At 41.3% G+C, this 15,524-nt stretch carries 12 protein-coding genes and 1 pseudogene; 7 read left to right on the plus strand and 6 right to left on the minus strand.

What is annotated here, in order from left to right; all coding sequences use genetic code 11:
- Window positions 1-309 precede the first annotated feature (309 nt).
- Both A0256_19925 and A0256_19930 read left to right on the plus strand, forming a co-directional pair.
- Window positions 310-5,538 (plus strand): hypothetical protein, encoded by a 5,229-nt coding sequence (locus A0256_19925; protein ID AMR33529.1) that lies wholly within the window; start codon window positions 310-312, stop codon window positions 5,536-5,538.
- A 102-nt stretch (window positions 5,539-5,640) separates the two neighbouring features.
- On the plus strand, window positions 5,641-5,976 hold the full coding sequence (locus tag A0256_19930; protein ID AMR33530.1) for a hypothetical protein: 336 nt from the start codon (window positions 5,641-5,643) through the stop codon (window positions 5,974-5,976).
- Window positions 5,977-6,758: 782 nt separating this feature from the next.
- On the opposite strand, the gene A0256_19935 is transcribed toward A0256_19930, so the two are convergent.
- Entirely contained in the window at window positions 6,759-7,094 is a 336-nt protein-coding gene (locus A0256_19935) for a hypothetical protein (protein ID AMR33531.1), read from the minus strand.
- 204 nt (window positions 7,095-7,298) lie between these two features.
- Between A0256_19935 and A0256_19940 the strand changes: the two genes are divergently transcribed.
- From A0256_19940 to A0256_19950, 3 genes and pseudogenes are all read left to right on the plus strand, one after another.
- Window positions 7,299-7,640 carry a hypothetical protein gene (locus tag A0256_19940; protein ID AMR33532.1) on the plus strand — a complete coding sequence of 114 codons (342 nt, stop codon included), beginning with the start codon at window positions 7,299-7,301 and terminating at the stop codon, window positions 7,638-7,640.
- 220 nt (window positions 7,641-7,860) lie between these two features.
- A pseudogene (locus A0256_19945) lies at window positions 7,861-8,208 on the plus strand (hypothetical protein).
- A 182-nt stretch (window positions 8,209-8,390) separates the two neighbouring features.
- Window positions 8,391-9,155, plus strand: a complete 765-nt coding sequence (locus A0256_19950) for a hypothetical protein (protein AMR33533.1) — start codon at window positions 8,391-8,393, stop codon at window positions 9,153-9,155.
- A 4-nt stretch (window positions 9,156-9,159) separates the two neighbouring features.
- Here the strand turns inward: A0256_19950 and A0256_19955 are convergent, their stop codons facing one another.
- Entirely contained in the window at window positions 9,160-9,633 is a 474-nt protein-coding gene (locus tag A0256_19955) for a hypothetical protein (protein AMR33534.1), read from the minus strand.
- Window positions 9,634-9,861: 228 nt separating this feature from the next.
- Here A0256_19955 and A0256_19960 point away from each other — a divergent pair, with 228 nt between their 5' ends.
- Complete coding sequence (locus tag A0256_19960; GenBank protein ID AMR33535.1) at window positions 9,862-10,857, plus strand: hypothetical protein; 996 nt, start codon at window positions 9,862-9,864, stop codon at window positions 10,855-10,857.
- A gap of 82 nt (window positions 10,858-10,939) precedes the next feature.
- Here A0256_19960 and A0256_19965 read toward each other — a convergent pair whose 3' ends face one another.
- The gene (locus A0256_19965) at window positions 10,940-11,311 is read right to left on the minus strand and encodes a hypothetical protein (GenBank protein AMR33536.1); all 372 of its coding nucleotides are present in this window, start codon (window positions 11,309-11,311) and stop codon (window positions 10,940-10,942) included.
- A gap of 246 nt (window positions 11,312-11,557) precedes the next feature.
- On the minus strand, window positions 11,558-11,899 hold the full coding sequence (locus A0256_19970) for a hypothetical protein (GenBank protein ID AMR33537.1): 342 nt from the start codon (window positions 11,897-11,899) through the stop codon (window positions 11,558-11,560).
- Window positions 11,900-12,308: 409 nt separating this feature from the next.
- Between A0256_19970 and A0256_19975 the strand changes: the two genes are divergently transcribed.
- Entirely contained in the window at window positions 12,309-12,686 is a 378-nt protein-coding gene (locus A0256_19975; GenBank protein ID AMR33538.1) for a hypothetical protein, read from the plus strand.
- A 168-nt stretch (window positions 12,687-12,854) separates the two neighbouring features.
- Here A0256_19975 and A0256_19980 read toward each other — a convergent pair whose 3' ends face one another.
- Together A0256_19980 and sdhA are read right to left on the minus strand one after the other, a co-directional pair.
- Complete coding sequence (locus A0256_19980; protein ID AMR33539.1) at window positions 12,855-13,601, minus strand: fumarate reductase; 747 nt, start codon at window positions 13,599-13,601, stop codon at window positions 12,855-12,857.
- 9 nt (window positions 13,602-13,610) lie between these two features.
- On the minus strand, window positions 13,611-15,524 hold the full coding sequence (gene sdhA / locus A0256_19985) for a succinate dehydrogenase (protein AMR33540.1): 1,914 nt from the start codon (window positions 15,522-15,524) through the stop codon (window positions 13,611-13,613).

The following is a 15,524-nucleotide window of genomic DNA, read 5'->3' on the forward strand; positions in this document are numbered from 1 at the left end:
GCGTTTTTTTGAAATTTAAGTCTTGGACTGCTACACACAATCTGCGATTTTCAGTACTAAATACACAATTTTATACATAAGTAGAACGAGTTCCTCACGCAGTTAGCAGTAACTCCAAAATACGTTTAATATTGTATGAATTTGATGTGTAAGTGATAATAAAAGGTACCACAAGTTAGGCATTTCCCCGTTTGCCGAGTTGAATCTGATCATAAAACATCTTTAATTATTTAAAGCAGGAAACAAACGTCATAACACCTGCGCTTAGCTAAATTTTTTATGAAACGGTCTATTTTTTCTTTGTTCTTCTTGTTACTTGGTTTAACAGCTTTGGGTGTAATTCCTGATTTAGGTACTAACCTTACTGTTCAGGATACTTGCGGGCCGGTAAGTACCCTACCCTGCGCTGCACTAAAAGTTAACCTTCCTTATACCTTATCTTTCGATGCACCCGTAGCTAATACTATAAACGATAAAAACGGACAAGGAACCGGCTTCACTACAATTAACACCTTATCGGGCACGCGCCTGGCGGCAGATGGGCAAACGCCAATTAAATCAGTACCGGGCTATGATCCTTCTAAAATTACAATTACCGGTGGCTACCTCCAATTAGTAACGAACAAGGGAATAGATTTTCAAACCAATAACAATCAACTGAATGTATTGGGTGTTCAAATAAAGGCATCTGGGAAAATTCAGCTCGAGGTAAAAGTTATTAACCCTTATAACAACACGCAATCGCAACAAGGCGGCCTATGGTACGGCTTAAATGATAAAACCTATCTTAAACTGGGTATAACAGGTAATAAGGTAGAGTTTCGTAAAGAAGTAAATGATGTTACCAGCACCGTTTCTGGCACAACTAACCCTGACCAGCGCGTAACAGGCGTTATTACCAGTTTAAGTACGAAAACCGTAACCCTGCGGTTAGTAATAGATTCAGCGTCGCAAACGGCAGAAGGCTTCTATTCTACCGATGGTGTAAACTTCACCAGTGCTGGTGCAGCGGGTTATCCAAATTCATCCTTAAACATTCAAAACAGCGGATTGGCATCCGGAATTCTCTACGCAGGCATCTTTGGTACTTATCGCAACGGAACTACCCCGGTAACGTACACATTTGATGATTTTAAGGTCATCTCGATAGCACCGCAAATTTTTGCGGGCTGTGCGCCTTTAAGCACATTAGCGTGCGCTGCTTTGAATGTAAACTTGCCCTTTAATTTGTCGTTTGATGCGGCAATACAGGGTTCCATCAATGATAAAAATGGACAAGGTACAGGTTTCACAACTGTAAATACATATTCCGGTACACGGCTATCGGCCGATGGCCAGCCCTCAATAAAACAAGTGCCCGGGTATGAACAGTCTAAAATTACTTTATCGGGAGGCACCTTGCAGTTGGTTGCCAACAAGGGCATAGACTACCAAACTAATAATAACCAACTAAATGTTTTGGGAGTACCGATACAGCCTTACGGCAAAGTGCAGCTGGATGTAAAAATAATAAATCCGTACAACGGCACACAATCCCAACAAGGCGGGATATGGTATGGGCTAAGCGACAAAACCTATATTAAATTAGGGGTTACGGGCAATAAGGTAGAGCTTCGTAAAGAAGTTAACGATATTACCAGCACAGTAACAGGTGCATCTAATCCCGATCAGAGGGTTACAGCAGCCATAGCTAATTTAAGCACCAAAACAGTTTATTTGAGATTAGTTGTAGACTCTGCCGCGCAAACAGCAGAAGGCTTCTATTCCCTTGATGGCTTAAACTACACCAGCACCGGAGGTGCCGGCTATCCAATACCTGCAGTGAGTATTCAAAACTCGGGAATTACATCAGGAAGTTTATATGCAGGCCTGTTTGCTACGTATAGGAATGGAACCAGCGCCGTAACTTACACTTTTGATGATTTTCGTGTTGCTGCGGTTTCCCAAACCGTAATTCAGCCGGTACCCGCATATACCCTGGGATTCTCCCGCGATACGTTAAATTTCACTGTTTTAAAAGGTGGAGAGATATTGCCGCAAGCTGTTAAACTTCTTGCAAATCCTCCAACATCAGTATTTACTTTAACCAAAACCACGGCTGACTGGCTTACTTTACCAACCAACCCGGGTGATAGTTTAAAATTTAACGCGCAAAATATCAGTTCGAATTTACCCGTGGGCAATTACCAGGCATTGGTTACCTACGCATCTGACGGGTATAAACCTGCAACACTACTCATCACACTGGATGTAGTAGAAAGCATTACCGCGAAAACAGTGAACGTTAATTTTCAGCCGGCCCAAACGGTACCCCCGGGTGATTATATTATAGATTACGGCCAGGCTTATGGTGATCGTAAAGGTCAATATCAGGGTGCATTATTGCGGTACGGCTGGAGGAAACGAAGCGATGGCACTCCTTTGAGCCTGGTAGGAAACGGCCGGCTGCGAACACTGCCTGAGGATATTTTGCTGGCAACCGTTTTTCATATGCAGGCCAACAGTTTAACAGGTACTTTCCAGGGCGTAAAAACAGAAGGGTACTGGGAATTAGAAGTGCCAAATGGCACTTATGATGCCACCGTATCTGTTGGCGACGGAAATGTTTCTACCGCCACCGAAATTCATTACATAAATGTAGAAGGAGTAAACGCGATTAGTAATTTTAAACCTATAGGTAAGCAGGGCGATATTGGCAGGTTTAAATCAAATACCATCAGGGTGAACGTTTCCGATGAACACCTCACCATAAATGCTGATGGCGGCACAAATACTAAAATTAATTTTGCCAATATTGTGCCTGTCAGTACAGCCCCGTACCTGTACTGGGTTACAAGTAGTAAAAATTTATTGCTGCGCAAAGGGACCAATCAAAACACCTCATTTATGATGGTGCTTAGTAGTTCTAATAACCTTGGAAACGCTTACCAGCTCAGCATTACCTTTCCCGCGGGCAGCCCGGCATGGTTAAGCACCCCTCCTACTGCAACCGGCGCGCAACCAAAAATTGCCTTTAATTATGCTGCTGCAAAAAATTTAAATGTTGGAGTTTATTACGCCACTATCAAAGCGACATCAACCGCCTTTACTAGCGCAGAGGTGGTTTTGCAGCTAAACGTGGTGGATGATGCCACCCCGTATGTAATTGCTACCTCCCCCGCTAACGGAGCAAAGGATGTAAGTTTAAATACGGTGAGTATTGCCGCAAATAGTCTGCATGTGCCGGCAGTAGCAGGATACCAGGGAGGTGTGGACAACCAGACTATTAACGACACGACCGTTAAACTATATAAACAAATTGACACTTCCTTGTATCAGATCAAGGGCACCGTGCAGGGAACCGGTGGCGGAGATGCTATCAGCTTCTCACCGTCGACATCGTTGGAGCCTTACACACAATACAAATTTGTTGTTACATCTGGAGTTAGATCATATCCAGGTACGGCCTTCACACCCTATGAGATGAAATTCACTACAGGTCCGGCTGTGATCGACTCTTCAACTTTTTTAAACGCGCAGTTTAAAAAAATACCCGTACCAGGCACCCAAAATATAAAGTACTCATCAATGGCTTTTGGCCCCGATGGTAAATTCTACGCACTTCGGTTTGATGGTTTAATTGAACGATATACTGTAAATCATTCTGATGGTAGTTTTTCCGAAAAACAGACTATTAATACGCTGGTAAATAAATATGGTGCACGTACAGCTATTGGGCTGGCATTCGACCCGCAGTCGACACCAACAAACCTGCTGTTGTGGATCTCTCATTCGTCTGGCGGTTTAACTGCCGGGCCAATGTTTGATGGCAACATCTCGCGCCTAAGCGGTGATAGCCTGCAAAATGAGCAATTAATGGTTACCAAACTTTCTCGTTCTACCCGAGACCACATGGTGAACAGTGTGAAATTTGGCCCTGATGGCGCATTATACATCTGCCAGGGAAGCAATACATCTGCTGGAGATTACGATGCAGACTGGCAACGCGACGAAACATTGCTCGCCGGATCAGTTTTGCGATTAGATTGCAATAAGCTAAATGCCATTGGTTTGCCATTGAATGCCCAAACCACAAACAGTCAGGCGGTTATTAATGCTGCGCCTGCGGTATCGTATCTTATGTCCGATGGCACGTATAACCCCTACGGCACCGAATCCCCATTAACCATCTATGCATCTGGCGTACGCAATGCATACGATTTAGTTTGGCACTCAAACGGGCAATTATATATACCTACAAATGGCTCTGGTGGCGGTGGTAACTCACCGGCCTCTGTACCAGGCACCAGGCGGCCTAATGGTACATTTTATAACGGACCAACTATTGAAGCAACAAAGGGGGTTAAAGTACAGGACGACTGGTTGTTTAGAGTTAATCCCGATAAGCCTGTCGGATACTTCGGCCACCCTAACCCGTTAAGGGGCGAATATGTTATTAACAGAGGTTTTATAGATAACCCATTATACTCACCTGCAGTTAATGCTGACTCTAATTACAGGGCGGCTTATGACTTCGGCTTGAACCATTCGCCAGATGGTGCTTTGGAATATAAAAGCAATAATTTTAATGGTGCACTAAAAGGTAAATTGCTGGTTTGCCGCTTCAGCGGCGGCGGAGATATTGTTGTAATGGAACCTGGTTCTCTTACAAAAACTACCTATTTAAATGGCGATGATCATATTTACGACGTTGTAAAGGTTACCACCGGATCTAGCAATAGCGGGCTTGTTGGCATGTCAGGATTCACCAACCCATTGAATATTGTGGAAGATGTAACCAATGGTAACCTCTACGTTGCGGAATTTAATTGGAATGATAACCCTAACCTTACTGCGCAAATAACGCTATTAAAAGCACAGTCGCAGCCATCGGCGCCGCTTGCTAAATTGGCCGTTGCAGCTAATTTAGATGCCCCTGTAAGTGAGTATGACAGCAAAAATTATTGGATAACTATAGCAAACCAGGGCGACGGTACCTTGAAAGTAAAGCACGTAAACCTGATTGGTGAAGGTGCCGCCAAGTTTAAAATTAGCGGCTTGTCACTTCCCTCAGCTAAGGATCCTCTTATCATCAAAAAAAACACCTCCATTTCCTTTAAAGTAAATGCTACAGGGGCTTATAACAGGTCAACCATAGCCAACATTAGAGTAACCACTGTTGGCGATACTACAAAAGATGTCCAGATAGACAACATTATGCCTGCACAAACCGCCGACAGTGCTATTACATCTTATATAATTGATCAACAGACAAACAAAAGTGTAGCCACTTCCCCTGTATTAAAGGTATACCCTAATCCAAATCATGGTGAACCCGTCTCTGTGTCATTGAAAAATTTAAAACCCCAAGAGCCCCTCAATATTTACTTATTCAACCGGAATGGGCGGCAGTTAAAAACAGTTAAGGCTAATGCAGATCTTAACGGCGAATACAGTACTACGTTTGTTATTGATGGCAGTGAGGCCGTGGGCTTTTATTTGGTGCGGGCGGAATATGCTGGTGGTGCAAAGGTTTCAAAAGTAATTGTGTTAAAATAACTTAACCATAAAAATAATCCATGTTTATCAATAGTTTTCGGGCATTTTTTGAAACTTAAAACCAGAAGTTGCGTATAAAACTACATACTTTTAAATATCGACATGAACCGCAATCTGCAGGAAATTAAAATAGCTATCGTAAAACTGGAAAATAACTTACATTCATGCGTTCCTTTTTGTTGTTTTGGAAACGATAACAAAAAAATGATACTTGTAATGCTTGATGTTATTAAACACGACCGGTCGCGGGTTTGGATCAACTCTACTTATTTATCCATTTCCGAAATGTTTCACCAGATGCCTGATAACGCCACATGGCAAGCTGCGATAGACGCCAGAGAATGGTTAGAAAGTAATTTCGAAATCGAAGAGTTGTTATTTAAAGAACTTGAAAATTCATCAAGCAAATTATTTGAAAGCGTTTTCTCTAATCGCTAACCTGCCTCCAAGTGATAAACAAAATTATTAGTATAAGCTGTTGTTTACGATAGGAAGCCAGCTCGAATAAGGGCTAGTAATTTAGAATCCGGCTCCTTTTGCAATTTAGCAATAAGTTTTGAATCAAATTAGGGACATATAACCAATTTAAGTATCCTCAAATAATAGCACTAGCTTAAAGTTAGTTCTCCGCAGCTATTACATCGTAAAGAAAACGTCCTTGCCCTTCTCAACACCAACTTATACGCCATGTATAACGGACTGGCTAGAAAGTAACGAACTACACCCCTGCCAAATTATGTGCCGACAAGTGCGCATTTAATCCCCACTTAAAGTATACTGATCTTAGTTACGCTGATCATTCAAATAGCCCATGAAAACAGTAGCTCAAGTCCCGGTCGCTTTCTTCATCTGAGCCTCTTGAACCTGGCTACTATTAATGATTTATTTTAGTGGTAAAACCATCAGAGTTTCAAGCGCTCCCATCATTTTAAGCGGATATTAAAGAGCTTAATAAAATTTTAAGAAAAACTGGGAATGTGATGTGATATTGCATTGGAACTTATGCTATCAAGACTATCAATTTGAAATCAGTCAATTTTTGATGCTAAAAATATGCGCGGACAATTTTGCGAAGAAAACCAACAAAAATATTTGGTGGAAACGGCCTAAGCTAAAGTTCAGGAGAAGCAGTTAATATATACCCAAACTATCTGGAAAGAAAGGATTACAGCGCCGAGATAATGGTACCACATCAGGTGCTATTATCTCGGCGATCGAATTTATTTGTTTGTATAGGTTTTATAACTATAGTCGGTCAGTACCTCTTTGTATTGATCCAGTACATAATCAGGAAAATTATTCCGTTTTTTGAGCGTGCTCAAGAAATTTGAAGCATCAGCAAAACAACCTTGCTCAAACTTCAATTCATTTTTTTTCCCGTATCTAAGGGTAAGACTAACGTCCCGGCTCATCATTATAGCCCTAAAAACTTTCACAGCTAAGATCATTCTTTTCATCTTCTTGATTATTGGTACAGTTTTATACGTTTTCACTCCAAATTTTGTTACCAAAAAACACGTAATAATATCAAAATAAAATTTAAAATAATAAAACATTGATTACTATCCAACTAGCTTACAGCACATAATGCGGGATTTAAACCTCAATTTTGCACAAAAACACACCAATATGCGGGACAGAACCCAATAAAATATGGTTGGACAAATTGTGTGCAACTGTGTACGAGATACACTCAAGGCGTATTTTTTCGCACATAATTAATAATTTTACAGGTAGAAAAATCTACTGAAGGAAAACGTATGAATAAGCACCATGGTAAAATAATTGAATACACGCTTAGAAAAAACGACTATAATATTAGTGATCTGGCCAAATCCATGAATGTGAATAGAAGGACACTTTATAATTGGTTTGCTCACGAAAAAATTAAAAAGGATATAGTGTTCCGGATAGGGTGCATTATACGGCATGACTTTTCAAAGCAGTTCCCAGAGATGTTCACTAGTGATGATTTCAACGTTATCAACCTACCTAAAACTAAGCAAATGCTGGGTGATGAAGACAATTTCTGGAAGAATAAATACATGGCTCTATTAAACGAATATAACAGAATTGCTGAACGGCATTTGAAAATTGTTTAATAATAGATATAAAATCGCATACGCACTCTCAAAGTGATCATTTTGCCCCTTACAGGAAATTAATTAAATTTAAAAATTGTAATATATATTGTAACGTATTTATTACATTTGAGCAACGATGTATTCCCATTTCAATTTAGGTGACTATTTGCCTTTTGAAAATGAAGTCAAACCATGTTATAGGTTTGAAATTTGTTTATTTATTAATAACAATAAGCATATGGAAAAACACTACGGCCAAATTGTAGAATATCAGGTAAGGAAAAACGGGTACAGCATTACCGATCTTGCCGATGAATTAGATGTGAATAGGAGATCGATTTACAACTATTTTGCCAACCAGCATTTAAAAAGTGATATTATTTTCAAGATAGGGCGTGTTATCCGCCACGATTTCTCTGAGGAGTTTCCGGAGTATTTTAATGCTGAAGATTTCAATCCAAATTACAATCCTGGTAAACTAGCGATACTTAAAACAAATTTAAATGATAGCCTTGTGTCTGACCAAATTTGGAAAGATAAATATCTGGCTCTTTTAGAATGCTATAATGAAGCACTTCTTAAGCGAATTAATTTACAAAACGAAGCAAAACAAAGCAATGGTGATGTTTTTACAGATCAATGCAACTACATTACCAGTTAATTTTTTTTCAAATCTTTTGTCTAATGTAATTACATCACGATAAGTGTAATTTATAATTATAAAAACATCAGGTAAGTTTCTATCTTCGCTGACTGACATCACAATGAATGAGCGAATTATCGGATGCATTACGCCTAAAAACAGCACAATTCAACAATTTTCTAATTGAAAATTACCTTGGCAAGATTAAGGCGCGCAAAGACGTCGACGAACTTCATACATTCTTATTCGGTGCATTTTTAAATCTAAGTGAGCATCTGTCAGCAATTGGTTCGATTTTAGCAAGTTTAAACAATGTTCAGAAGGTTAATCTTGCCCCCATAAACGATGCAATAAGTGAAGCTATTACTGTAGTTTACCTGATAGAAAAGTCAGCGGACTTCGACGACCTTACGTCAAATATACACGGGATTAATACTGCCAGCTTGCTCAGCAGCATTCATAACATCAATTCCTACGGTGAGGTTTTTAATGAGTCTCAGGCTAATATTGATACTGAAATAAACGAGCTTAAACAAGATAATCCGGTATATTTTGCGGCGGATGGGACACCGAATTTCCCAAGCTATAAAATCTTGCCCAACGAGGCTTTATCTTACCTTACCGATCACGCATCTGTGCTCCAGGTTAAACTTGCATTCAAAAAAATCAGGGATGCTACTCATTGCTTCTCCACCATAGATGATAATAGTGTAAACTACGAAGCCAATAAACTTTTCGTCAGCAGCGTATTAAATACGCTGACAGTAATATTGATAGCATTAGGATATATCGAACCATTCTTTCTAAAAGCAAGTACCGTTGCCGGATTTTTTGAACAACAGGTAAAAGAAATCTCCGCTTTACAAACAGCATTGATCAAAGAATTATAATATTCTAATTTTGATCGCCAATTGGCTTTAACCTAATTTCAACCCTGCGATTCTTTTGACGTCCATTGCTTGTTCTGTTATTAGCAATAGGAACAGTACTACCAAACGCCGTAGTTACTATTCGGTCTTCAGCAATACCCCTGCTAACCAAATAAGCCTTTATAGCATTTGCACGTGCTTCAGACATTTTCCAATTACCTACGTAAGACCCTACCGCATCTGCATGCCCGCGTAGAGCTACGGCATACTTATTTTCTAAAAGATATTGTGCCAGTCCGTTTAGTTGCACAGAATCCAAGGAGGGGACGTTAGCTTTGCAAAACCCAAACTCAACATTTCTGGTAAGGTCAGCCACCGAAGGCTTACTTATTAACGCTATTTTATTTTTTGCCCTGATAATTATCTTCGGGCGTGCTAATACCGATTGAAAATGAAAGAAAGCTACAATTGCAAGAATGCCAGTTAATTTGATTTTCATAATATAAACTTTTGGATATTAGTTAACACAAAAAGAGCCAAACCTATCTTTAAATCAAACTTGTATACTACTACGTGTAAACGAACCGACGATATAAACTATCTTCTGTATGGAAAATCAATTTTCATTTCATTTACACAATTTATGGTGCAAGCAAACATTTGGTAAAAATAACTGGCCAATAATCCTGAAGTTGCTTATCAATTAAACCGTTATACTACCGATAATATGAAAACCTCAACTTCATTACTGCTAATCATAGGCTGTGTTGCTGTTTCCTGTTCAAAGGAAGCTTCGCTACCGGTAAGTAAATTAAATAATACTAATGAAACGGCAGCAAGCAAAGCAGCAGTTGACATCGTTTATGCTCCTTATACAGTACGCACTATTGCCGGGGCTTTCGCCCCTTCCCAGTCAGCACCTTACCTGTTAAACGGGCCCGGGCCGAAAGCGAAATTCTGGAAACCCCATGGTATTACCGTAAGCGGCGACGGCAGTATTTATGTAGCTGACTTCCTTAACAGCGCCATCAGGAAAATTACTGTGCAAAACAACGTTTACACAGAAGCCTTATCCTATAATCAGGATACCGGCGGCGGCCTCCTTCCAGAAGCGGTAGGTATATCACCGGGAGGAACCCTCTATATCGTATCTACAGGGTATGGCATTCGCATTTACAATAAAGAAAAAGGCATTGATGTATACGACCGAATTTCAAACAGCGACTCTAACCTCGACCTGGAGAAAGACAGCAAAGGCGATATGTGGTTTGTAAGTTCCAAAAGCCTTGGTAAAATCACGGGCACTACAATTCAAAGGAACTTAGTAAATTTTTCATCCCTACTTGCATCCAATGAATCTTTAAGAGGCCTGGCTACTGGCCCAAATGGCACAAAATACGTAAGCACAGCAACTCAATTATTTAAGGTTGCCAACGATGGCAGGATAACCAAGCTTTTCGAAAACGAAAAATTTACTTTTATAAGCGGCATAGCAGTTACAAAGGATGGCAAAACCATTTACCTTGCCGAAAGCAATAAGGTGAAGAAAATAGTGGAAAATGCAATAACTACAATTTGCGGTCCCTTGGCCGCGGCAGATGGCAGGGACGGTATTGGGGAGGCTGCAGACGTTGTCGCAGCAAATGTGGCGCTTTCCAATAGTGAAACGGCTTTATTTGTTTCGGATACCCGAAACACTATACGTAAAATAACACTGCAATAGTAAACTGGTATACTATTAATAAAATAGCAAAATGGCCGGATAGCATTGTGCTGTCCGGCCAATTTGTTAATAAGGCTAATTCTTAGGCCGCCAAAAAACTGCTAATCGTTTTTAGCAATTTCTTAATTTCAAAAGGTTTACTTAAAAATGCATCAAACCCGAAATTACCAAATAAGGTTGCAAAATTTTCATAGCCGGTAAGCAACACTACTGGTATATGCGATGTATCCTTGTGACTTTTTATCACGCTACATATCTTCCCGCCATTCATACCCCAAAGCAAAAAATCAGTAAGAATCAAATCCGGACCGTGCTGTTTTACCAATTGCAAAATATCATCAGACCTCTCAACCCCAACTACTTCAAAATGATGTTCTTCCAATATGGTTTTCAGTACTTCCAGCGTTTCGTGATCATCTTCTACTATTAATATTTTTCGTACTAACTTTTTCATAACATTTCTTTATCACACATACCTAAACCGGTGGTAACTATTTAAATAATCTTGATAACCCGTAGTGGTCTACCGGCAAATCTTTTAGTCCTTATGCCTTACTTAAAAGGTTTCAATTTGGTTTTATGGCATCGGTTTTCGGTTTAAATTTAACTCATATGGGCCGCTATAACGCTTATAATGCCATTAAAACCTTATATTGAATCAAGATTGTAAAACTTTCTCACTATTTCTCACCACCAAATATCACCTGCTACCGCAACAATAGCTTGCGTACAGAAGCGTGCCAATCAAAAAATAAAACGCGCCTTCACCTTTAGAAAGTGCAAGCTTAAAAGCATACACATCTGCATTGGAGCCAACGCCATCCTTATCCTTGAGATTTTTATGAGAAGCTACCAGGTATTTTATTTTGCAATCGATGATAGCCTTTATTGCTCCGCGTTCCGCTATATAAAGTGTCTGGCTATATTTGGTAGCGATAGTGTCGGATAGCTGAAAAAATGTATGATCACCGTATAATTGCTTAAAAACGCCCGCCGGACTAAGCTTGCATATTATTTTGGAATGCAAATCAGTATATTTCATCAATGCGGACGCTAATAAAATTTGACGAATTTTTAAGTTCATGACAAGAAAGATTTAATTCTATAAGGTTTTAACGTTTGGCTATTAAGGTGTTATAAAAATACACTGAGAATAAATAGATAACTTACCCATTTTTAGCACAATTTGTATACAAGTTAGCGCACCATATTTACGCTTATGTTTTGGTGGTATTTCTCCATTCAGCGTTTTTTTTAATGATTTAATTGCTTTTATCCGCAGTGTCTCTTACGATTATTTATACCGATGCACAGCTATTTACAGCGATTCACATCTTTGGGGCAATTGGATTTACCCTATGGTTATTGTAGTAAATAAATGATTCTTTTGGATAGTGAAAAACATCATAAGTGAAAACGTTTCTACATTTCTTCAAAAATAAAATACACCGATGACTAAAATTTTTCTGGGCGGCTTCCCTTTAGAAATTACAGAACTTAGCTTGGTACAGTTGCTGAGTCATCATGGCGAAGTAGCTACAATCAAAATAGTGCGCAATAAGCAAACACGGATCTGTAAGGGTTATGCCTTTATTGAAACGGCCAGTCTGAAGGATGCGACGCAAATAATAAAAGCCCTGGATGGAACAATGCTAGGTGAGCGTGAATTAACAGTGAGGCTGGTTGTAGAAAAACCGGTAATCATTGAAGAAGTTAAAGAAGTGCGTAAGATAAGCGCACCGGCAGAACGGTTTACCAGCCGTATCATCCCTGTTAATGTTGCAGCCACAAAAATAAAAAGGCCGCGCATCAAATCGAAGTCTCTTTAATATTCCAAACTCGCTTCGTTCGCTTTTTATGACATAGCACGGTCAATCTATCAGCAGGTCAGAGATACATTGCTTCATTGTTCATTTAAATTTGTTAAGCTGGTTTCAAATTGGAATAATCCAATCTGTCCTGGCTTGAATATTAGAAAGCAGCATACTTTTACTCTTTTAATCTGAAATAGTCAGCGCCCTATTGTACTCATAGTTCATTCGCGCAATATGCAATACAGAGATCTCCTGCGGGCATTCTACCTCACAGGCTTCGGTATTGGTACAATGCCCAAACCCTTCGTCATCCATCTGATCTACCATAGCAATCACCCGCCCGGCCCGCTCAATCTGCCCTTGCGGCAGCAGTGCCAAATGGGTAATTTTTGCAGCAGTAAAAAGTTCTGCGCTGGAATTTTTACAAGTTGCCACACATGCACCACACCCGATGCAAGCTGCAGCATCAAAAGCGGCTTCCGCAATGGTGTGCGGTATCAAAATCCCATTGGCTTCCGGCGCTTCACCGGTGGATGCCGAAGCAAACCCACCCGCCTGAATGATTTTATCAAATGCCTTGCGGTCTACCTTCAGATCTCTCACTATTGGGAATGACGCAGCACGGAAAGGCTCAATGTAAATGGTGTCTCCATCTTTAAAACTGCGCATGTGCAGCTGGCAGGTGGTAGTATGGGTAAGCGGGCCATGGGCCCGGCCGTTGATCATCATACCGCACTGCCCGCAGATGCCCTCGCGGCAATCATGGTCAAACTCTACTACGCGTTCACTCTTTTGGATGAGCGACTCGTTTAGCATATCCATCATCTCCAGGAACGACATATCCTGCGATACATTGTCCAATTCGTAGTTCTTCATTTCGCCGGCGGCTGCAGGGCTATCCTGTCGCCAGATCTTCAAGTATATTTTCATGATCGGATTTTATTTGTAGCTTCTAACAGTTAAGGATACATTCTCAAAAACAAGGGGTTCTTTGTGCAATTCATGCTCGGCCAAAGGCCCCTTCCATTCCCAGGCAGATACGTAGCAATAATCCTTATCATTGCGCAAGGCCTCCCCGTCTGGTGTTTGATACTCTTCGCGGAAATGTGCACCGCAGGATTCTTCACGGCTTAGCGCATCTTCGCACATGAGTACACCCAGGTCGAGATAATCAGCAACGCGACCAGCCTTTTCCAGTTCACTGTTCACGGTATGGTCGCCGGTTATCTTAAGGTCGGTGTAAAACTGCGCTCTCAGCTGCCTGATCAATGCAATCGCATTTTCCAGTCCGGCTTTTGTTCGCGACAAGCCGCAGCCATCGTACAACAGTTTACCTAATGTTTTATGGAAATGATCGGCAGACAAATGGCCATTGATATTCAAAAACTGCTGCAATTGTTTTTTTACAATTTGCTCAGCTTCCGCGAAAGCAGGGTGGTCGGTAGTAATTTTTTCAGCCTTTAATTCGCCGGCCAAATAATTGGGGATGCTGTACGGCGCTATAAAGTATCCGTCAACCGAAGCCTGCAATAATGAATTTGCGCCAAGCCGGTTGGCGCCATGGTCGGCAAAGTTGGCTTCGCCCAAGGCAAATAAGCCGGGGATGGTAGTCATCAGTTCATAGTCTACCCAAAGCCCGCCCATGGTAAAATGCGCTGCGGGTGAAATCAGCATAGGTTCCTCGTAAGCGTTTACCGCGTTTATCTTATCATACATTTTAAACAGGTTGCTGTACTTCTCTTTGATCTTTTCTTTACCCTGCTCTTTGATGGCTTTGGAAAAGTCAAGGAAAACGGCATTTTTCATTACCCCTACCCCGCAACCGGCGTCAATCCGTTCTTTTGCTGCACGAGAAGAGATATCCCGTGGCGCTAGATTGCCAAATGTAGGGTACCGGCGTTCGAGGTAATAATCTCTTTCCTGTTCCGGAATATCGTTTGGCTTGCGTTCGTCATGCGCTTTTTTGGGTACCCAGATCCTGCCGTCATTACGCAACGATTCAGACATCAGCGTCAATTTCGATTGATGCTCGCCGGACTGCGGTAAACAGGTTGGATGAAACTGGATCCAGCTGACGCCGGACATGTACGCCCCTTTTTTGTGCGCCCGCCAAATGGCTGAGGTATTACAGCCCATGGCCAGTGTGGAGAGATAATAAACTTTACCGTATCCGCCGCTGGCCAGCACCACCGCGTTTGCCGCATGGCGTTCTATTTCGCCGGTGACCAAATCACGGGTAATAATGCCTTTTGCTTTGCCATCAATCACTACCAGATCCAGCATTTCATGCCGGGTATAGGTCTTTACCTTATTTGCACCAACCTGCCGCATTAAGGCCTGGTAGGCACCCAAAAGCAATTGCTGACCGGTTTGCCCGCGGGCATAAAATGTTCGCGAAACCTGAACTCCGCCAAAGGAACGGTTGTTTAAATAACCACCATACTCCCTGGCGAACGGAACACCTTGCGCTACGGCCTGGTCAATAAGGTTCGCCGAACACGCTGCCAGCCGGTAAACATTGGCCTCCCGGGAACGGAAATCGCCACCTTTTATAGTATCAGAAAACATACGGAACACACTGTCGCCGTCATTCTTGTAATTCTTTGCAGCATTTACACCGCCCTGCGCAGCAACACTATGCGCCCGCCTGGGTGAATCCTGGAAACAGAAGGATTTAACATTATAACCCAATTCGCCAAGCGAAGCCGCGCAGGAAGCACCGGCGAGGCCGGTACCCACTACTATAACATCGAGTTTTTTTCTGTTAGCCGGGTTAACCAGCTTTACCTGTTCTTTATAGTTATCCCATTTATCGGCCAATTTGCCTTCGGGTATTTTTGCATCTAACATAAT

The organism is Mucilaginibacter sp. PAMC 26640 (assembly GCA_001596135.1).
Taxonomy (GTDB): Bacteria; Bacteroidota; Bacteroidia; order Sphingobacteriales; family Sphingobacteriaceae; genus Mucilaginibacter.